At 60.0% G+C, this 20824-nt stretch carries 16 protein-coding genes; 4 read left to right on the forward strand and 12 right to left on the reverse strand.

Annotation, left to right across the window (positions count from 1 at the left end):
- Positions 1-14: 14 nt before the first annotated feature.
- From HMPREF2651_RS02225 to HMPREF2651_RS02240, 4 genes are read right to left on the reverse strand one after another with little or no spacing between them, the layout of a single operon-like run.
- Positions 15-2165: an ATP-dependent DNA helicase RecG gene (locus HMPREF2651_RS02225; protein ID WP_070585961.1), complete on the reverse strand. Its 2151-nt coding sequence runs from the start codon at positions 2163-2165 to the stop codon at positions 15-17.
- Positions 2166-2169: 4 nt separating this feature from the next.
- Positions 2170-3696, reverse strand: a complete 1527-nt coding sequence (locus HMPREF2651_RS02230; protein ID WP_049181278.1) for a DAK2 domain-containing protein — start codon at positions 3694-3696, stop codon at positions 2170-2172.
- Positions 3697-3702: 6 nt separating this feature from the next.
- Positions 3703-4368: a uracil-DNA glycosylase gene (locus HMPREF2651_RS02235; protein ID WP_038628617.1), complete on the reverse strand. Its 666-nt coding sequence runs from the start codon at positions 4366-4368 to the stop codon at positions 3703-3705.
- Positions 4369-4405: 37 nt separating this feature from the next.
- Positions 4406-5362, reverse strand: coding sequence for a thiamine-phosphate kinase (locus HMPREF2651_RS02240; RefSeq protein ID WP_038628615.1), 957 nt, complete (start codon positions 5360-5362; stop codon positions 4406-4408).
- Between the two features lie 112 nt (positions 5363-5474).
- On the opposite strand from HMPREF2651_RS02240, the gene HMPREF2651_RS02245 reads away from it, so the two are divergent.
- The gene (locus HMPREF2651_RS02245; protein ID WP_049181277.1) at positions 5475-6455 is read left to right on the forward strand and encodes a DUF3515 domain-containing protein; all 981 of its coding nucleotides are present in this window, start codon (positions 5475-5477) and stop codon (positions 6453-6455) included.
- A 10-nt stretch (positions 6456-6465) separates the two neighbouring features.
- Here the strand turns inward: HMPREF2651_RS02245 and HMPREF2651_RS02250 are convergent, their stop codons facing one another.
- Positions 6466-7569 (reverse strand): D-alanine--D-alanine ligase family protein, encoded by a 1104-nt coding sequence (locus tag HMPREF2651_RS02250; RefSeq protein WP_038628611.1) that lies wholly within the window; start codon positions 7567-7569, stop codon positions 6466-6468.
- Between the two features lie 35 nt (positions 7570-7604).
- Positions 7605-8603 (reverse strand): NAD(P)H-dependent glycerol-3-phosphate dehydrogenase, encoded by a 999-nt coding sequence (locus HMPREF2651_RS02255; protein ID WP_038628610.1) that lies wholly within the window; start codon positions 8601-8603, stop codon positions 7605-7607.
- 112 nt (positions 8604-8715) lie between these two features.
- Between HMPREF2651_RS02255 and HMPREF2651_RS02260 the strand changes: the two genes are divergently transcribed.
- Positions 8716-9696, forward strand: coding sequence for an NUDIX hydrolase (locus tag HMPREF2651_RS02260; protein WP_191622296.1), 981 nt, complete (start codon positions 8716-8718; stop codon positions 9694-9696).
- A 4-nt stretch (positions 9697-9700) separates the two neighbouring features.
- Here HMPREF2651_RS02260 and HMPREF2651_RS02265 read toward each other — a convergent pair whose 3' ends face one another.
- From HMPREF2651_RS02265 to leuC, 4 genes are read right to left on the reverse strand one after another with little or no spacing between them, the layout of a single operon-like run.
- Positions 9701-12169 carry a polynucleotide kinase-phosphatase gene (locus tag HMPREF2651_RS02265; protein ID WP_070585962.1) on the reverse strand — a complete coding sequence of 823 codons (2469 nt, stop codon included), beginning with the start codon at positions 12167-12169 and terminating at the stop codon, positions 9701-9703.
- A gap of 2 nt (positions 12170-12171) precedes the next feature.
- Positions 12172-13563 (reverse strand): 3' terminal RNA ribose 2'-O-methyltransferase Hen1, encoded by a 1392-nt coding sequence (locus tag HMPREF2651_RS02270; RefSeq protein WP_038628604.1) that lies wholly within the window; start codon positions 13561-13563, stop codon positions 12172-12174.
- A 47-nt stretch (positions 13564-13610) separates the two neighbouring features.
- Positions 13611-14201 (reverse strand): 3-isopropylmalate dehydratase small subunit, encoded by a 591-nt coding sequence (gene leuD, locus HMPREF2651_RS02275; RefSeq protein ID WP_038628602.1) that lies wholly within the window; start codon positions 14199-14201, stop codon positions 13611-13613.
- 52 nt (positions 14202-14253) lie between these two features.
- On the reverse strand, positions 14254-15681 hold the full coding sequence (leuC, locus tag HMPREF2651_RS02280; protein WP_049181563.1) for a 3-isopropylmalate dehydratase large subunit: 1428 nt from the start codon (positions 15679-15681) through the stop codon (positions 14254-14256).
- A 65-nt stretch (positions 15682-15746) separates the two neighbouring features.
- Between leuC and HMPREF2651_RS02285 the strand changes: the two genes are divergently transcribed.
- On the forward strand, positions 15747-16472 hold the full coding sequence (locus HMPREF2651_RS02285; protein WP_038628598.1) for an IclR family transcriptional regulator: 726 nt from the start codon (positions 15747-15749) through the stop codon (positions 16470-16472).
- Positions 16472-17656, forward strand: a complete 1185-nt coding sequence (locus HMPREF2651_RS02290) for an MFS transporter (protein ID WP_038628596.1) — start codon at positions 16472-16474, stop codon at positions 17654-17656. Before HMPREF2651_RS02285 ends, HMPREF2651_RS02290 begins: the two co-directional genes overlap by 1 nt.
- On the opposite strand, the gene HMPREF2651_RS02295 is transcribed toward HMPREF2651_RS02290, so the two are convergent.
- Together HMPREF2651_RS02295 and HMPREF2651_RS02300 are read right to left on the reverse strand one after the other, a co-directional pair.
- Positions 17653-19344 (reverse strand): ABC transporter permease subunit, encoded by a 1692-nt coding sequence (locus HMPREF2651_RS02295; RefSeq protein WP_049181561.1) that lies wholly within the window; start codon positions 19342-19344, stop codon positions 17653-17655. The genes HMPREF2651_RS02290 and HMPREF2651_RS02295 overlap by 4 nt on opposite strands.
- On the reverse strand, positions 19341-20807 hold the full coding sequence (locus tag HMPREF2651_RS02300) for an ABC transporter substrate-binding protein (protein ID WP_038628592.1): 1467 nt from the start codon (positions 20805-20807) through the stop codon (positions 19341-19343). The genes HMPREF2651_RS02295 and HMPREF2651_RS02300 overlap by 4 nt, the downstream gene beginning before the upstream one ends.
- Positions 20808-20824: the final 17 nt, after the last annotated feature.

The following is a 20824-nucleotide window of genomic DNA, read 5'->3' on the forward strand; positions in this document are numbered from 1 at the left end:
CTACTTAGGTCTAACTAGGAGCGGTCCAAGTAGTTCGACTGCTCTTCATCAATATCGGAGATGAGCTCCCCCACAAGTCTCTCATCACTGTCGAGGAGAGCCGTGGCGTCGTGCCGGGTGCGCTCGATGATCTCGCCGTCGGTGGTGAGGTCCACCAGACCGAGGCCAGTTGCCAGTCCCGATTGGTCATCACCGAGTAGATCACCAAAACTACGCGTGGCCAGGTCTAACTCCGCCAGTTGAATACCATCGGTGGTGGTGGCAATGCGTTCCAACCGGGTACGCTCCGGTGTCTGAGAATGCGTGTGTGTACACAGGAAACACAGTCCACCCCGGTCACCGCGGCCGACGCGACCGCGCAGCTGGTGAATCTGCGAGATACCGTAGCTCTCGGCGCGGCGAATCATCATGATCGTGGCCTCTGGTACATCCACGCCGACTTCGATAACTGTGGTGGACACCAGCACATCCAGCTGACCTCCGGCAAAAGCCTGCATCACGCGGTCTTTGTCCTCCGGTGCCATATTGCCGTGCAACTGACTGATACGTACACCGGGCAGTTTCTTCCTCGCTCGGTCGAACACCGCTTCCACAGACTCGTCGAGGAACTGTTCCTCATCGCGGGTAATACGAGGACAGACAATGAAGGCGCGGTTGCCCTTGGCCACTTCTTCCCCAATGCGCTCCCAGGTTCGTGCCTCCCAGCGGGGTTTCTCCAGCGTCGGTACGACAAAGGATTGGATCTCCTGACGTCCCCGTGGCAATTCCGTCAACTGCGAAACTGCAAGGTCGCCAAAAATGGTCATCGCTACCGTGCGCGGAATCGGGGTTGCCGACATCACCAACAGATGCGGTGTCATTCCGCCCCGTCCCCTGCTGCGCAATTGATCGCGCTGGCGCACACCAAAGCGGTGCTGCTCATCGACGACCACCAACCCGAGATCGAAGAACTCCACGCCCTCACTGAGCAGGGCATGCGTGCCGACGACAATGTCCGCCTCCCCGTTGACTGCCTCCAACAGGGTTGCCCGGCGCTCCTTCGTCGACATCGAACCCGTCAGCAGTCGCACAGTCACTGCTACTCCGGCTTGCTCCAGCATCGCTGTCAGCGATCGGTAGTGCTGTTGGGCCAGGACTTCCGTCGGCGCCAGCATCGCGCACTGTCGGCTGGCATCGACTGCCTGCAGCATTCCCAGCAGGGCCACCACGGTCTTACCCGAGCCGACTTCACCTGCCAGCAGGCGGTTCATAGGGCTGGTCTGCGACATGTCGTGCGCAATATCGGCCGCGACCGCGACCTGACCGTCGGTAAGCGAAAACGGCAGTCGTCGGCGTAGCTCGTCGCGAAGCCCTCCGGTGACCTCCGTGCAGGCCGGAGCGGTGAGGCTCTCTTGAGTGCGTTTACGTGCACCAACGGCGAGTTGGAGCTCAAGCGCTTCGTCGTACTTCAGCCGGGTGAGCGCAATGTCGGGGCCCGCGATGGAGGGAAAGTGTGCGCCACGCAGTGCGGAGTCGAAATCGGTAAGTCCCTCCGGTGTGGCGGGCAACGGGTCTGGCTGCAGCGGTAACCATTCGAGGATGCGCTGCATGAACAGGGCCAGGTGAATACCCGCTACTCCTTTGCGGCCACGGTACATGGGCAGGTAAGGGCGAGTGAGAAGCCGCTGCATCTCCGCAATCCCCTTGGCCGTTTTCGTCAGTGTGGCCAGCTTGCCAGTGGCTGCGCCTACCGAACCATCGGCTTTGAGCACCATGCAGTCAACATTTTTCAGCTGCAGCTCATTGCGGAACTCGCTGAGTGTGCCAACAATGAGCAGACGCACACCGGGGTGCAGCATATTGCGCAGCCATTCGGCACCAAAAATCGCGGCCGGAAGAATGCGCACGCCGTCGCTGACATAGATTTTCAGTGGCTTGCGTCGGTCGGCGAAGGCGGGCGCTGGCGAGATGCTGTGCACCTCCACGACTGTGGTGATGGTGTCGCCAATGTCGGAAAATGACACATCTAAGCTCTTACCCTGCGCCACGTAGCGCTTTGGGAAATTCGTCAGTGCATCCGAGACGGTCTCCATACCGAAACCTGTGTGAAGTTTCTTCGCAATCTTTGGACCCACCACGATATTCAGGGGCGTGCGCGCATAATCCGAGCCGAGCCATCCGAGCATCGTGCTACTCGATTCCTATCTGCACCGGCTCATCGATGCCAGTTGCATCATAGGCTACGACCTCCACAGGCTTGTCCAGCCGCGCCCGCACTTGCTCTATGTCCACGTCCTCAGCTCCGCGCCCGAGCAGCAGAGTCACTAGTTCCCCGCCGCCAGCCAACAGGTCTGAGACGATCTCTGTGAGCGCGTCAGTCAAAGGCTTATCGACGTCCGCAGCGATTACAGCCGTTCGCGTGCCATTGGCAGCCTCGCCCATCGCGTACGCGGCAACCGCCAGCGGCAGCTCAGCCGAATGCACGGCCAAGGCCGCGAGGCCAGCCGGAATGGAGTCTGTAGAAACTACCGCGAGTGTCGGATTAGCCGCGGCAGCAGCGAATTCGATATCCGCCAATTCCTGGTCGCTGACTAGACCATTTGGCAGCAGGATTACCTCATCCGCACCCCGCATGGCAGTCAGTGCCTTGGTGACCACATTGTCAGCGAACTCCTGGTCGGCGATGGCTGCGCGATCTGTTGGAGTGGATGTGGGAGTCGGAGCGGGGGTCGGGCTGATAGCAATCGCTCCAGAGGAAGTGATGAGATCTTTCAGCGGACCGTCCGGCACTACCGCAATGAGGATGCGAGTGGACTCAGGTGTTGTCTCCGGTTCATCGAGCACCTCGATGCGGATGCCCTCCGGACGACCGAAGTCAAGTGCCGCTTCGATAACTGCGCCCGGCTCCACTGTGTGGATATGCACCATGTACTGTGCGGTCTCCGCATTACCAGCGTCACCTGCGATGATGAGCGAGTTTCCCAGCGGGTTTAACCGCTCTCGCAGTGTCTCCACCGCCTGGGTATCCGCCAAGGAAATCAGGTACATGACCTCCATCTCAACGGTGGCTACGTGCGGCGCGTCGACATGTAAATCGACCGGTGCGGCTGCGCGGCCGCTGACTTCGTCGGCAAGCGCGTCGAGCAGAATAACCAACCCCGCGCCGCCGGCGTCGACTACACCCGCCTGCTGCAGTGCCGGGAGCTGGCTGGGGGTTTTCGCCAGCGCATCGCGAGCGGCATCTGCAATCGTGTCGGCGAGCTCCTCAATCGAGTCGCCCTCAAATTCCTCCGCGACAATCGCGGCGTGACGCAGGACTGTCAGAATCGTGCCCTCCACCGGATTGGCAATCGCCTGGGAGACATGTTGTACAGCTAGCTTTAGCGAGTGCTGCACCGACTCAACACCAATGCCGCTACCGGAAGCTGCCTCAGCCACCGCACGAAAAACCTGCGAGAGCACAGTGCCCGAATTACCGCGGGCACCACGCACCGCACCGGCAGCCAGCGCCGCGGTGACTGCGCAAACATCGGAAGCGTCTGCCTTCTGCGCTTCCTCATACGCCGAACTCAACGTCGCGAGCATATTCGACCCGGTATCGGAATCCGGTACTGGGAAGACATTGAGACTGTTGATCTCATCGCGGCGGGATTGAAGCGCATCAATACCCCGGGCAACCCAGCCGACAATCGCGGCAGAACCAATCTGCGAAGACATGAATTCCTATTCTAGCGTCCAGTCGATAGGGGTAGCTCCCTGACGAATCAGCGACTCATTGGCCCGGCTGAACGGGCGCGACCCGAAGAACCCACGGGATGCCGACAGCGGTGACGGGTGCGGCGAACAGATGCAGTCCACGCCCGGGAGCCAACGCTGCAAACTCTGCGCATCGCGTCCCCACAGAATTGCCACGAGAGGCTTGTCCCGAGCGACCAATGCTTTGATGGCATGCTCCGTGATTGCCTCCCAACCCTTACCGCGGTGCGAGGCAGCAGCACCCGGGCGCACGGTCAGCACACGGTTGAACAGAGCTACGCCCTGCCTACTCCACGGAGTGAGGTCACCGTTGGAGGGAGTCGGGAGCCCCAGGTCGGAGGAGTACTCCTTAAAAATATTCGCCAACGACCGCGGCACCGGCTTCACATCCGGTTGGACCGAGAAGCTGAGCCCCATCGCGTGCCCCGGGGTCGGATACGGGTCCTGGCCGATGATGAGCACCTTGACCTCATCGAATGGGTAAGTGAAGGCGCGCAGCACATCGGTGCCCGCGGGCAGGTAGCCGTAGCCGGCCGCGTTTTCCTCGCGCAGGAACTGCCCCATCCGGTGGATATCATCGGCCACTGGCTCCAGCGCTTTCTGCCACCCTTCTTCGACCGGCAACGGATCCATGTCATGCAGCCTTTCTTCTCAAAACCTCGTCGAACTCTTAAAAGGAAACCCAACCGGCATCGCGGGCAGGGGGTTTGCCGTCGATAAGCACCGAATCGAACTTTTCCTTCGACACCGTGCCGATAGCGCGGAATCCCGTCGGAGGCTCCCCCGGTGTCGAACCAATCAGTGTGTGGTCCTCCCCGCCGGTGAGCACCCACTCCCATGGATCGACGGCGAGGTATTCGCCAGCGGCAATCTGCAACTCATCGGGCGCAATCGCACTGCTGTCAACTTCCAAAGTAACCCTGGAGGCCTGCGCAATAGCGCGGAGATCCACCACCAGTCCATCGGAATTGTCCGTCAGTGAACGCACTCCTGTGGCTCGCGCCGTGGCCCCCCTGCGGTATTCAAATTCGGGCGTACAGTGTGCTGCCACCAGCTGCGCAAACTCACTTGGAACCTTTGCCGGGCTTCCGCAGTGCTGCAGCAGCGCAAGGCCCGCTGCAGAGTAGCCGATGCGCCCCGACGCAATCACCGTATCCCCCGCGCGTGCCGCTGAGCGCAGCAGCGGCCGCCCCAGCCCACCGAGTTCGCCCATCGCAGTGATGGAAATCACCAGAGAATCTCCGCTGACCATGTCACCACCGACGAGCTCCGCGGGACATTGCTTGCCTTCCTGCCACAACCCCTCGGCGATACCGGTGACCACGCTCACCGGAGTATGCAACGGTGCTGAGATGGCGAAAAGCATTGCCGTTGGACGTGCACCCATCGATTCGATGTCGGCGAAATTCTGTACCGCGGCCTTAGCTCCAACTTGCTGAGGTGTCGACCAGTCCAGGCGGAAGTGGCGCCCTTCCACCAGCATGTCAGTGGAGGTGACAAAGCGGGCGTTGGGGGTTGTCTGCGTCAAGACGGCGGCATCGTCGCCATTGCGTGCCGACGGGGCGATAGCCCGAATAGCCTCAATGACCCCAAACTCGCCAATATCGCCAATGGTCAATTCAGTCACAGTGTCGAGTCACATTCCTAATAGTCGATGGTTAACCGTTAATAACGGAACCCGTCTCGGCATTGCCCCCCAACCAATTGGAGTTGGTACCGGACAACGTAGAATCAGGCCCATGGTAGACGCACCCCGATCGGGAGAAACAGTTCAGTCCAAGGGTAGCCGGACACGCGCGGGCATCGCACTCGCTATCGCCATTATCTCTATCCTCGGCATCATTTTTGCCGCAAAGATTTACCAGGATAGTCAGGCGGCGAAACCAGTCGCGATTTCCAACCCGGAGCTCCCCGCCAATGACTCGCCTGAGTGTGCGGAACTGCTCGACCGACTGCCAGAACGCGCCGCAGGTCTGGTTCGCGCCGAAATTGCAGAGCCGGCTCCAGAAGGTGCCGCTGTGTACCGAAACTTGGAACAAGACCGCATCACGCTGCGCTGTGGCGCGAACGTACCTAGCCAGTACAACGAACTGGCCAAGACCGAAGAGGTCAAGGGCATTTCGTGGCTGCGCGTTGTCGACAGTACCGACGAATCTTTGGCGACTTGGTTCACCGTCGGCCGTGAGCCAGTGGTTGCGATTACCGCCGAAGGAAATGCAAAGGCGGACGACGCACTGCGTGATCTCGCCGAGGCGCTGCGCCCGGATTCCGAGTACAAGAACAAACCGGAGCGCGGCGGTGTCCCGCTGGCAGAATTGGCAGCTCCGGAAGCTGATAAGCGCTGTAGCGGCTTGGAAGCTGCCCTCCCCCGCGATCTCGGCAACCGTCACCGTCTGAGCGCAGCGGAAATGCCGACTGACATGCCGAAGGACATGGTCATTTGGGGCGGTACCCCAGCCGATCCGGTGGTGCTGCGCTGTGGTGTCGACGAGCCGGCTGGCTACAGCACCACCACGCAGCAGCTAACACAGGTTGGTGACATTGTCTGGTTCAACGAACCAACGCTGTCCTCCGGTACCTCCGCCACCTGGTACGCCATGGGGCGTGAACGCTTCGTCGCCGTTGAAATGCCAATGTCGGAGGCCAGCTCTCTGATGCCGGTGCTCTCCTCGGTCATCGCTGACAACCTGGAGAACATCTCGCCGAGCGAAGAGAAGTAAGAACCAGCTTTTATCGACGAGCTACCAGCGCCCGCTCAATCAGGGCGCTGAGCAGCTCCTCGTAGGCAACACCTGAGGCCGCAAACATCTGCGGGTACATCGAAATCGGGGTGAAACCCGGCATGGTGTTGACCTCATTGATAATCGGGCCATTATCCGTGACAAAGAAGTCCACGCGAGTCAGACCATCAGAGCCCAGTGCCCTGAACGCCCGACGAGCATCCTTCTCCAGCGCCTTCAAAACATCCTCTGGCAGCTCAGCCGGAATCTGCGCCGAAACGATGTCATCCAAGTACTTGGTCTCAAAACCGTAGAAGCCCTCGTCGGAGTCCTCCGTGCCACGCAGCAAGGACGGAACCGATACCTGCAGGCTGCCGTCAGCGCGCTGCAACACGCCAATCTCCACCTCGGCACCGTCTACACCGGCCTCTACGATGACCTTCCAGTCATGCTCTCGGGCCAGCTCTACCGCCGCATCCAGATTCGCCCAATCATCGACGCGGGAGATACCAATCGACGATCCTCCACGGGCAGGTTTGACGAACACCGGCAGGCCAAGGGTCTCCTTGTCCTCGTCGGAAAGCGACTCGCCAACGTGCAAAACGACCTGCTTGCCGATAGGAAGCCCCGCTGCCTGCAGGAGATTCTTCGTGCGTTCCTTATCCATACCCGCCGCGGAAGCGAGCACGCCCGGGCCGACGTAAGCAATGCCGGAAAGCTCAAAGAGCCCCTGGATTGTGCCATCCTCGCCGTGCGGACCGTGGAGAACAGGGAAGATGACGTCGACAGTGTCGAAAACCTCGCCGGCGCGATCACCGGTGACATAGCGGAACTCACCGCGGCGTGACGGCGAGGTGCTCAGCGCAACTTCCTCGCCTGGGATGACCTCCGGCATCGTACGCCCCTGCGTGCGCAGCGTGTCCGTCTCACGCGTGCCGACGGTCCAGACACCATCCTTGGTAATACCAATGGGAACCACTCGGAAGCGGTTCTCATCCAGGTGATCCATAATTGCGCCAGCTGAGACACAGGAGACACTGTGTTCAGGGCTTGCGCCGCCGTAGATAACGGCGACGGAAATGCGATCTGCAGACGAGCTATTCGACGAAGTCATGGTGACTAAGTTTAGCCCCGCCCCTGCATTATTGGTTATTCCGACTTGCGGCTGCGCCCCATCAGCTTACGAATTGTCTCATCGACCTTCGCGCCTTCGTGGCAGACAGCGTAAACGGCCTCAGTAATTGGCATTTCCACGCCATTGCGGCGAGCGAGGTCACGGACCGAGATTGAAGAAATCACACCCTCAGCCACCTGACCACGCGTAGCGTGCTGCGCCTGCTCCATCGTGTCACCGCGACCGAGACGGTCACCGAAGGTGCGGTTACGCGACAGTGGTGAGGAACAGGTGGCCACCAAGTCGCCGAGACCGGCTAGACCCGCGAAGGTCTTATCCTCTGCGCCAACCGCGTCGCCCAAACGTGTGATTTCCGCCAGACCACGGGTGATGATGGTTGCCAACGTGTTCTCACCCAAGCCCTGCCCAGAGGCCATACCGCAGGCCAACGCAATGACGTTTTTGCAGGCACCGCCGATTTCGCAGCCAATCACATCGGTGTTGGTGTAGGGACGGAAGTAATTAGTGGCGACTGCCGCCTGAATCATCTTGGCGTTGTTCTCATCAGCGCAAGCAATGACCGTTGCCGCTGGCTGCTCCATCGCAACTTCGCGGGCGAGGTTCGGGCCCGATAGCACCGCAATACGCTCTGCTGGCAGGTCTGTGACCTCAGCGATGACCTCACTCATGCGCAGATGTGTCTCACGCTCCACGCCCTTCGCCAGGCTGAGCAGAATCGTCTCCGGTCCGATGAAGTCCTTCCAGACCTTGAGATTGTCACGCAGGGTCTGCGAGGGCACGCCCAGCACCACCACATCCGCGCCCTTCAGCGCGGCCTCTGCATCCGAGGTGGCTTCAATGTTTCGCGGCAGTCCCAGCCCAGGTAGGTAGTCGTGGTTTTCGCGGCTGATCTGAATACGCTGTGCCTGCTCTGCACGTCGCGACCACAGCCGTACAGGATTGCCCGCATCAGCAAAAACCTTGGCGAGCGTCGTGCCCCACGACCCCGCGCCCATCACTGAAACCTGCACCATCGCCGCGACCTTCCTCCGTTAGTCTCTAATCTCCAACAAGTCTAGCGAGACGTTCTCACACTGCGATACTAAACTAGGTCGGCGACAAAGGATTGAAAGGGAATTCACGATGATGCACGAAGAGGACAAGGACCTCAAGGGCGATACCTCCGTGACCGGTCGCCTGCGCCAGATTCCGACGAAGCCAGGTCAGGATGTCACCAAGCCGACCTTTGCGGCCGGCGCGGTTCTGTGGCGAGGCGATGTCCACAACCCTGAAATCTGCGTAATTCACCGTCCTTCTTACGACGACTGGTCGCTGCCGAAGGGAAAGCTCGACGCCGGTGAGAACCTGATTGCCACCGCTGTCCGCGAGATCTGGGAAGAAACAGGCTACCGAGTCCGGTTGGGCAAGCTGGTCGGCAACGTCTCCTACCCTGTCGCTGGACGCACGAAGTTGGTCTGGTACTGGACCGCTGAGGTGCTCGACGGCGACTTCGAGCAGAACTCCGAGGTCAATGAGCTTCGCTGGGTCTCCTGGGACGAAGCCGAGGAGCTGCTGTCCTACGATCTCGACCGCGACGTGCTGGTCAAGGCCCGCAAGCGCATGAACAAGGAACCGGACACCCGTCTCATTCTGGTTCGCCATGGGCGTGCGCACCGCCGCACCAACTGGAACGGCAATGATGCACTGCGGCCGCTGGATAAGAAGGGACGTCGTCAAGCGGAACTGCTCGTCTCTGCGCTGGAGGGTTTCCGCCCCGAGCGCGTCTACTCCGCCGAGCCCGTGCGTTGCCAGGACACCGTCGCGCCACTCGCCGCAGAGCTGGGCATGCAGGTCACAGTCGACGAACGGCTTGGCGACGAACACTGGATTGCCAACCAGGTCGAGTCCAAGAAGGCCTTCGAGGACATTGTCGCGCTAGGCGGAGTCAGCGTGGTCTGCTCTCAGGGCATCACCATCCCTGACCTGTTGGCCGCTTGGTCCGCCGAGGGCACCCTGCCCTTCGACGAGGAAATCCTGTGCAAGAAGGGCTCGGCCTGGGTACTCGGCTTCAACGACGGTGTGATGACCACGGCTGATTACTACGCCTCGGCGCTGCCGGTGAAGTAACCCCCTACAACCTCGGATCCATCGGTTCTGACTCCAGCGCCAACACGCCGAAGACAGGAACATGGATCCGATGCAGAGGCTCGCCCGCCGCTAGTCGCTCCAGCGACTCGATGCCGAGGGCATATTCGCGTAGCGCCGATGACTGCTTGTGCTGCAGATTTCGCCGCTTCAACCGCTCTTGACGCTGCGGGTGCAGGTAGTCATGCCCATAAATCATGCGCAGATACTTCCGTCCCCGCACCTTTATGCCGGGCTGTACCTGCCGGTCCACTGCGGCGTTTTCCATCGGCTTGACGACGGCCCCTTCCCCGCCCGACTCTGTCAGCTGCAACCACCACTGCGATGCGGCCTCCACCTGTTCCGGGTCACTGGGGTCGAGGACAAAGCAGCGCGTCAGCCGGTAGATCTCACTGTCAGCTGCTACTAGCTGGTTCGCGATATCCAAGTGCCATGAGTGGGGCTTGTGGTGCCAGGTGGCATCCTCACTTGCCAGCACTTGGAAAGGTGCGAACTGAATCTTCTTGTCACTGTCGACATACCGGTTGTAGGCAGCACGGAACTTCTCGAGCTCGTCCAGAATCTGCTCTGGCGCAGGACCACCGACCTCTACTCCCCTGTCGGTTGCCGCCTGCAGCGCTGCCGCGAGGTGTGTCGCTGCACCGATACCAGCGGCAGCAGTGGGTGCATAGATCTCGTCGATAAGCCCCTGTGCCTTGAGATTCCAGGGCAGCATTTCGCCGTCGAGCAGGATCCAATTGCCGAATTGGTCAAAAAGCCCGGCGCGAACTGCCGCCTTGGTCATTTCGTCGAGTGCGGGATTCTTACCGTCGAAGAAGGCGCGGCCCGTCCGGGTGTAGGCGTACGAGTGAGCACCGAAACGAGTCTTTGTCCCGGGTCGAATCAAGCACAGCACAGCTCGGGAACCCATGTGCTTTTCCTGACAAATGACCTGGTCAGTGTGCACTGCGTAGTAGCGGAATGCCTCCTCCGGGTGTTCCAGGAATCCCTCTCGCTGCGAGGTCGGCGCCGGTGACATTGTCGGTGGCAGGTACGGAATTTTCTCCGGTGCGAGCGTGAAACGGCTGATAGTTTCCAGCGCTGCAGCCGCGCGGTCACTATCAATGCGGATGCGGCCATGCCGGCCGGTCTGGATACCATCGACGTCTAACACGTCAGTGATGCGCAGTTCGGACTCCGGGCGATTGTTGGTGCTGCGAGATGGGGCCTCCCACCAGGTTTGCTTCGCATCAACCTGCACGGTCTCTAGCTCGGGATAGCGCAGCGCAGAGAGCTTACCGCCGAATACACAACCGGTGTCGATGCACATGGTGTTATTGATCCAGCGCAGACGGTCCGCTTCCATGTGGCCATAGACAACACGGGTGGCACCGCGGTAGTCCGCTGCCCAATCCAGACGTTCTGGCAGGCCATTTTCATCGAGCTTGCCAGTAGTCGCACCGTAGAGCGCGAACTCACGGACCTTTCCGGAGGCTCTGCCATGGAGGTGCTCAGGCAGTCCCGCGTGGGCTACGACCAGGGCGCCGTCATCAAGCACGTAGTGCACGGGCAGGTGGTCGATGAATTCACGGACGTCCTTCCGGAACTCCTCACTTTCGTCGGCGAGCTGAGTGAGCGTTTCGGCCAGCCCATGTCCAGTGGTGACGTTGTGACCGTCGAGGGCGCGCACCAACTTAGAGTCATGGTTTCCGGGCACGCAGAGGGCATTACCGGCAGCGACCATTCCCATGACCAGTTTCAAGACGGCTGGACTATTAGGGCCGCGATCGACAAGGTCACCAACAAAAATGGCCGTGCGACCATCGGGGTGATGAGCATCGCTTCCATCTGCCGAGAGCTGATAGCCAAGTTTTGCCAGCAGTTCGGTCAACTCATCGAAGCAGCCGTGGACGTCGCCGATGATGTCGAACGGACCGTGGAGGTCGCTGCGGTTGACCTTGAGCGGAACACGTTCAATGGTGACCTCTTCAATTTCCGTCGCGGAATTCAAGATGAAAACGTTGTGAATCTTCTCGCGCCTCAGGTGCTTGAGTCCTCGGCGCAGATCACGGTGCTGGCGCTCCAACACCTCTACTCCGAAATTGCGGTCAGTGCGCTGCCTGTGCCGCTCCTTCACCTCCGCCAGCGGAAGGTTCAAAACGATGGCAGCACTCAGAGCATGGTGGCTGCGCGCCAGCTTCACCAACCGGGCACGGTCCTGCGGTTTCACATTCGTCGCATCAACAACAGTAAGCAATCCGGCTTCCAGGCGCGTGCCGACGATTGTCTCCAGCAGTTCAAAAGCAGGCGCCGTCGCCGCCTGGTTATTCGGATCGTTGGAAACAATGCCGCGACAGGTATCCGAGGATACGACTTCAAATGGGCCGAAGTGTCGTGCCGCAAAAGTCGACTTTCCGGCGCCAGAGACACCGACCAGCATGACCAAGCTGAGGTTAGGAAGCGAGATGGTACTCATAATTAGCTCTCCTCTGCTGCGGTGAAGTCGAAGGAAAAGACCGCCATTTGGGTCGGTTGGCCGTAAGTTTCGTGCACGTCCCCAATACCGTCAAAGTCCACCAGATAACCGAACTTCTCGGCCACGCCCTTCGCCCACTGGCGAAATTCCACGCGGCTGAACTCGAAGCGGTGATCAAGGTGTCGGAACTGTCCGGGCGCTAGGTTTGGATAGCACGCGTTGTAGTCACTGTTCGGCGTCGTGACGATGACATACTGCGGCCTGGCAAGCCCGAAAACGTTGTTCTCCAGCGCGGGCAGCCGATCGGCATCAACATGCTCAATGACCTCCATCAGGATTGCCACGTCCATGTTCGCAATGCGCTCGTCGGCATAGGTGACCGAGGATTGGAAAAGCTCTACCCGCGCAGCTTGGCGCTCCGGCATGCGATCTAGGTTCAGCGCCTTGTGCGCCTTACGAAGCTCCCCTACAGAGACATCAGTGCCAACGATCTGCGCGATTCGCGGATTCTCCAGCAACGGCCCGAGCAACACGCCGGAACCACAGCCGATGTCCACCACGCTGCGCGGGCGCAGTCTAAATACCTCACGCAGGACTCGGTCTTGACGCTGTCGATTGAGCGGCTTGGCTGTCTGGTCACCGCTGGCCAGTTCGATTGCACCAGCTTCCCCGGCAAGCTTCACGACGGCTTCGTTGACCAGGCCTTTTTGATCGGCAAGGTAGCGCTTTAGGATTTTCTCCCGCTGCGGGTGCTCCGGCAGCCAGTCCTGGGCGCGCGCGGCCAGCTTGTCGATTTCCCGGTCATCAACCCAATAGTGTTTCCCACCGTCGAGGACGGGAAGCAGAATATACAGGTGATTGAGCAAATCACGAACGGTTGCTCGACCTGTGAGGGTCACCGTCGGTGAGAACTTCTGCCCGGCAATGTTGTTGAAGAAATCGCAGGTGACCTTCCACCCCAATGGCTCAAACAAAGCACGGATTTCTTCCTCGGTGCCGGGTACCGCCGCGACTGTCGCGGTGAGATCGCTTGGGGTTTCGTCGTAAGGCGAAGTCTTTTCCATGACCATCGCCGTGGAGAAGACCGACTTCAACGCCACAGTCAAAAGCGATGACGCAGCCCACTGCCGATCATTAATGTAGCCGGTCAGATTGAACGTATCGGCACGGTACTGCTTGAGTTTCAGCAACTCATCGCGGTCAATATCAACCCAGAGGGCTGCCGTGCATTCGGCATCGGTTGCAGTGGGGAAAAAGACGCGGGCAACACCGAACTTTAACTCGGCCTCATGCACGCGATCGGGATGCTTTCGCAAAATAAATCCCAAATCGCGTGCCGATTCACCAGGCGAAGATTCACCTAGCCGAGAGTGTTTAGTGATTGCCAGATACATACGGCAAGTTTAACGCCTACCGCGGATTGGACTAGAGCATTTTTGACCTACATCGTCTTCGGCTTGTGGGCCGGACGACTCTTCTCGTAGGCCACAATGTCCGCTTCGTTGCGCAGGGTCAGGGAGACGTCGTCAAGCCCTTCCATCAGACGCCAGCGAGTGTAGTCATCGACCTCGAATGGGAAGACCTGCTCGCCGGCCTCGACGGTGCGGGTCTCCAGGTTGACGGTGAGCTCCATGCCCGGGTTGGCCTCGAGCAACTTCCACAGCAGCTCGACATCAGACTGCTGCATCTGTGCGGCGAGCAGGCCCGCCTTGCCGGCATTACCGCGGAAGATATCGGCGAAGCGGGATGAGATGACGACGCGGAAGCCGTAGTCCATCAGCGCCCACACGGCGTGCTCACGGGAGGAACCGGTACCGAAGTCCGGCCCTGCTACGAGGATGGAGCCCTTGGCATATTCCGGGCGGTTGAGCACGAAGTCGGATTCGTTGTTGCGCCAGTTGCTGAACAGGCCATCCTCAAATCCGGTGCGGGTGACGCGCTTTAGGTAGACGGCCGGGATGATCTGGTCGGTGTCGACGTTGGATCGCTGCAGGGGAACGCCGACGCCGGTGTGAGTATCAAACTTTTCCATGGTGAAAGGTCCTTAGAAGTTCTGCTTGGGGCTGTTGTACAAAGATCGGCGGTTAGAGATCAGCCGGCGCTGCGAAGTGACCGGCGACGGCGGTAGCTGCGGCGACAGCCGGGCTGACCAGGTGGGTACGACCACCCTTACCTTGGCGACCTTCGAAGTTGCGGTTGGAGGTCGAAGCGCAACGCTGGCCCGGGGTCAGCTGGTCCGGGTTCATGCCAAGGCACATGGAACAGCCTGGCATACGCCATTCAGCGCCTGCCTCTTCGAAGATCTTGCCCAGTCCCTCTTCCTCAGCCTGCGTGCGGACCTTTGCGGAGCCCGGCACGATGAGCATCTGGACGCCGTCGGCAACCTTGCGGTCCTTCAGCACGTCGGCGACGGCGCGCATGTCCTCGATGCGGCCGTTGGTGCAGGAACCTACGAAGACCACGTTGACCTTGACATCGCGCATCGGGGTGCCCGGCTTCAGATCCATGTACTCTAGTGCGCGCTCGGCGGCGATGCGGTCGGAGTCCTCGGCGATGAACTCCGGATCCGGCACGGTCTCCCCCAGCGGCACGCCCTGGCCCGGGTTGGTACCCCAGGTAACGAATGGAGTCAGCGCGGAACCGTCGATTTCGACGACCTTGTCGAACTCTGCATCCTCGTCGGTAACCAGGGACTTCCAGTACTCGACCGCCTCGTCCCACTGCTCGCCCTGCGGCGCGTGCGGGCGGCCTTTCAGGTACTCGAAGGTGGTTTCGTCTGGAGCGATCATGCCGGCGCGGGCACCGGCCTCGATGGACATGTTGCAGATGGTCATGCGGGCTTCCATCGACAGCTTCTCGATGGCCTCGCCACGGTACTCGATAACATGGCCCTGGCCACCACCGGTACCAATCTTGGCGATAATCGCCAGAATCAGGTCCTTGGCGGTAACACCATCCTGCAGCTCGCCGGTGACATTGACCGCCATGGTCTTAAAAGGCTTCAGTGGCAGGGTCTGGGTAGCCAGAACGTGCTCAACTTCGGAAGTACCGATACCAAAGGCCATCGCGCCGAAAGCACCGTGCGTTGCAGTGTGGGAGTCACCACAGACAACGGTGGTGCCCGGTTGAGTCAGGCCCAGCTGCGGACCGACAACGTGCACGATGCCCTGTTCACGGTCGCCCATCGGATGCAGGCGGATTCCGAACTCTTCGGCATTCTTGCGCAATGTGGCAATCTGGGTGCGAGAGGTCGGTTCCTCAATTAAATCAATCTGGCCACCGGCTACAGTCGTCGGAACGTTGTGGTCCTCGGTTGCGATGGTCAGATCCGGGCGGCGCACCTTGCGCCCTGCCAGACGGAGGCCATCAAAAGCCTGCGGCGAGGTAACCTCGTGGACGAGGTGCAGATCGATATAAATCAGATCTGGTTCGCCGTTTTCGCCTTGCTTGACAACGTGGTCACGCCAGACTTTCTCGGCCAGAGTCTTCGGGCTAGTGTCCGTGGTGCGCATAGTGGGTGAGCCGCCTTCCGGATATATCGCTTTTATCTCAAAGTATGAGATGTTAATATCATGGCATGGGACAGATTAGCACATCCGAGACGCCAGCTCTAAGTGGCATTAAAGTTCTCGATCGTTCGGTACTCATTCTCAAGTCCGTTGCAGAAACTCCTCGCACCCTCGCCGAGCTCTGCGAGGACACCGGGCTGCCCCGCGCAACCGCCCATCGGCTGGCCACGGCGTTGGAAGTGCACCGCCTTGTCACCCGCACGCCGGACGGCCGCTGGACGACGGGCCCCGGGCTCACCGAGATCACGCCTGTCACCACTGACCTGCTTGCCGACGCCGCAGCGCACATCCTGCCGAAGCTGGTAGAGGTCACCGGCGAGTCAGTGCAGCTCTACCGGCTCACCGGCGACACCCGCACCTGTATTGCCTCCATGGAGCCCGCCACCGGGCTGCGTAACACCGTGCCAGTTGGCTCTCGCATGCCGCTAACCGCCGGCTCCGCCGCACGTGTTCTCCTGGCCTTTGGCCCGGCCAACCTCGCTGAGCGAATGCTTCCCGACGCCGACTTCAACCAACAGGACCTCGACGACTGCCGACGTCTCGGCTGGTCCGAGTCCATGGGTGAGCGCGACCCCGCACTTGCCTCCGTCTCCGCCCCGGTTTTCGACAGCAACCAGCGCATGATTGCAGTCCTATCCGTCTCCGGCCCCGTGGAGCGCATGACTCCGTCGCCCTACGAATGCTGGGGCGCAAAGGTTCTCGGCGCCGCTGAAGAGATGAGCTCCCGACTGTAATGCCCGCTTACCGTCACCTTGTCCTTCTTCTGTCCATGTTCGCGGCGGTCGGTTCGTCCGTCGTTCACATGGGTGTGCCTTTTCTCATCCCATCCCTACAGGAAAACGGCTTAAGCCTCTCCGCCGCCGGCCTCGTCGCAGCAATGCCGGCGGCCGGTATTGTCTTCACGCTCATCGCCTGGGGCTGGTTTGTCGACCGCTATGGCGAACGCGCAGCTCTGTTCGCCGGCCTGACCTCTACTGCCTTAACGACGGGGCTTGCGGCGCTAGCTTCGTCGTCAAGCCCGGCCCTGCTCGGGGCCACACTCTTCCTCGCCGGATGTGCGGCGGCGAGCGTGAACTCAGCATCCGGCCGCGTGGTGTCGGGCTGGTACCCACCGCATCAGCGCGGCACTGCGATGGGCATTCGCCAAATGGCTCAGCCCCTCGGAGCGGCGTTGTCCGCAGTCACCCTGCACCCGCTCGCACAGAATTACAGCATCGGAGTCGCACTCGCGATGCCCGCAATCCTGTGCACCGTGCTGGCGTTGCTTGTACTGATAGGCGTGAAGAATCCCCCACGCCCTGATGCCTCGAACCCCACCGTCACGGCCAGCCCCTACCGGGACGGCAAGTACCTCGTGCGCATCCACATCGCCTCGGCACTGCTGTCCTGGCCGCAGTCGATGATGGGCGCCTACATTCTCGTGTGGCTGTTGTCCGTGGGTTATGCCGATGGCACGGCGGGCACAATTGTGATGGTGTCGCAGCTGCTCGGTGCCGGATCGCGAGCATTGATGGGTGTGGTCTCCGACCGAGTGCGATCCCGCATCCGCCCCTACCGCTGGGTCTCGGGTGCGACCTTTGTTTTGGCTGTCGCAATGATGATTACCAGCTGGGCTGATTGGCGCACGCTTGGAACTTTGCTGGTCTGCGCACTGGCCGTTGCTGTGGTCAGCCCGAATGGTCTTGCTTTCACCGCAGTTGCTGAATACGCAGGTCCCTTCTGGTCCGGACGCGCTATGGGTACGCAGAACACGTTCCAGAACATTATCTACGCTGCAACGCCTCCGGTTTCGGGTGCGATTGTGGCCGCTGCGGGCTTCCCCGCGCTGTTTGCCGTCACGGCCCTGTTCCCCGCCGCCGCGCTGGGTATTGCGCCACGAGAAGACCAGAACCGCAACGGGCGGGTAGAGCTGGGCTAATTAGTCTGTCGCTTGCCGACGAATCGGTCGGTAGCAATGGTTGCGGCAACACCGAGGCTGGCTAGTCCAATCATCGGCCCCCACGCTAGCCACGGCGCCCGCTCGAGATATTGTGTGGATTCGTTGAGGATTACGCCCCAATCTGGACTGCCTACACCTGCGCCTACGCCGAGGAAGCCGAGTGCTGCAAGGGCTATAGCATTATGGGCAATCCTGGTCACGGCATGGCGAACTACTGCTGGAATGGTCGTGGGAAGAACATGCAGCTTCAAAAGGTGCCAACGGCTGGCTCCCATGGTTTGCGCAAATCGGTAGTGCCCGGATGCAGCGGCTTCGTTAGCAACTTCGACGCAATGTACAGCAAGTGGAATCCACCCGACCAAGAACACCGCTATCGCAGCTGTCAGCATCGAGCGGCCCAACACACCAGCCAGAATAAGGCCCAGCAATATTGCGGGTACCGCATTCATGGCGTCTCCGAAGAACTGCACTGGCGCCCCTAGATGCCCAATCACAAGGGCGATGAGTGCGCACACTACGGTCACCAGGATTGCAGTTCCGATAGTGGCGCCGATGCCGTCGGCAAGCCGCGCCCAAATGTCACGACCAAGTTGATCGGTCCCCAGTGGGTGTTGCCAGGACGGTGAAAAGAAGCGTTGCGCAGAGTCGATATCCGCGCTGCGGGGGACTCCCAGCGCAATTAGCACGATAGGAATAATCGACAGGATGAGACTCCAGAAACGTCGACCTCCTGTAGGCCGGCCAACAGTGGCGATGCTTCCTCGCAGCTTCCGCGCATACTGTCCCCGTATTGCCTGAGCCACGAATCCACAGATTATGCCGATTCCCAACACCACAGTCACCGCAGCTTGCAGAACAGGAATATCGCCCGCAGTAGCAGCCGCAACTACGTTGCGCCCAAAGCCCGGCAAATGAAAGGTGACCTCAATTGCTGCGGTGGCTGATAACGTGCCCGCAAAGAACAGCGTCAACTGTGACAGTGTCGGCAGCAGGCTACGCCAAGTGACAAATCGAATAATTGTTGATTTTGGAACGCCATTGGTGCGCCAAGATTCTACCCAGGGCTCTGCCAACGCAGTATCAGCTGAAATCAGCAGCACGCGCCCATAGAGTCCCGCGGCGGGCAGGCCAATTGCCAGCACTGGCAGCACCATATGCGCAGGTGATGCCCAACCGCTTACCGAAAACATCCGCAGTTCAACAGCCAACCACCACAACAGCAAGACCGCCACCACAAAGTTTGGCAGTGCGGCGAGAACCGCTAGCACGCTAGGTGTCCATTTCCCGGCTCGCATCCCCGCAATCCGCGGAAGTACGAGCGCCAGCGCAACGAAGACGCACAACGCCATGGAAGTCGCAGTCAATGCGAACGTAATACCGAAGCCGTTCACGGCCTGAGCGAAAGCATCTTGTCCGGTTACCCACGAGGTGCCAAAATCACCGTGAAGAATATTTGTCGTCCACTGCTGGAGTGACTCCCAAGGCGTTGTCGGCAGGCCATATTCTCTGCGAACAGCCTCAATAAGCTCCGGTGTTATCTCCCGTTCCCGCTCACGGGCACGCAGAACGGCGTATGCGGGTTCCCGTCCTGTCAACCACGGCAACAGGGCCGTGAGGACGAGAAGTCCCACAACTGAGGCAACTACCGCGAAAGCTTTCCGAATCACTTAGCCGTCTTCTCTGTGATCAGGTGGCGCTCCATCGGATCGAGTGCGATACCACGAACATTCTTCGCACCGATTAGTGATTTTTCATGAGACAGCGGAACTACTGCACCATCAGCAACAATTTCCGCGCCGATTCGAGCTGCTGCCGACAGGCGCTCCTCATCGTTGCCAAGCTCAGCGGCCTTCTCAATATCGGCATCTATGGTCTGGTTACACAGCTGCGAGAGGTTATAAGAGCTCTCACAGGTGAAGTCGGATTGTAGGAAGCTGATTGGATCAGCCGCACCGAGCATGTAATTACGGGAGCCGATGATGACATCAAAGTTCCCCTCGAGCATGTCGGCTTCCAAAGAGTTGTAGTCGGCTACCGTGATGTCGACTGTGAATCCCATCTTGCGCAGCTGATCTGCGACGAGATTGGCAACCTCGGGCAGCTCCGCGCGGGAATCCCACGTAGCCAAGCGGATTTCCTTCCCCTTGCCATCCGGCCCCGGCTTGACAGTGGTCTCAGGAGTTGTTGCCGCCCACGGGGCTGAACGATTGAAAATCGCCCCCTTCGGATTCACCGCTTGAGCTTCAAAAATGTCCCTAACCACCGGTTCGGGATCGATTGCAGCGGCTACTTCCTTACGCAGTGCGGCGTCGGCAAACACGCCTTTTTCGGTATTAAAATGCAGGAGATTGACACGAGGTAAATCCACCTTGGACACGTCGACGTCATCGAGGCCGCCAAGCGATGAGATTGGCAACCCCTTCACCAGGTCTTGTTCATCTGCGCGCAGTGCATTCGTACGAGCTGTGGAATCCCCAATGAAAGACAATGTCAGAGTCTCAGTTTCCGGCTTACCATTCCGGTAGTCGGCGAATGCACGTGCGGATACGGTACCGTCTGGATTCTTCGTCTCGAGCTCAAACGGACCTGTACCATGCCCAAAGGGATCAGGCGCGTCCCCTTCAAATGCTGCGGGTGAGAGAACCATAGTTCCCGGGTCGGCAAAGCGCTTCACCAGAATTGGATCATCTTTATCCGAAGTGACGGTAACCTCTCGGTCTCCCGTCGCGGTAGCCTGAAGTCGGTCCTTGCCGAGTCCCTTTGGCCTCGTCGGCGCATCAATGGCATGTGTAAGCGAATTAGCTACGGCCTGTGCATCGACTGGCGCTCCATCGTGAAAAGTCAATCCATCCGGCAGAGTGAATACAACGGTGCGAGCATCTTTCACTTCCCACTTCTCTGCCAGTTCGGGCTTAACGGTGCCCTCGTCATCAATCGCCACAAGCATTTCCGTGGCACCTGCGCGGGTCGACAGGACTGCGTCATCGGAGTATGGCGAGAACTCTGCAACCGGTTCGAATTGCAGGGCTACGCGCAGCGCATCCGCATCACCGCTGCCCTGCGCAAAGCAGGAGGTCAACGCGAACGGCAAAGCCGCAGTGGCCAGAATTAGGCCAATTTTTCGATTCATAAGGCTACTTCTCTTTC

Origin of the sequence: Corynebacterium sp. HMSC063A05 (assembly GCF_001809695.1) — a bacterium.
Lineage (GTDB): Bacteria > Actinomycetota > Actinomycetes > Mycobacteriales > Mycobacteriaceae > Corynebacterium > Corynebacterium amycolatum.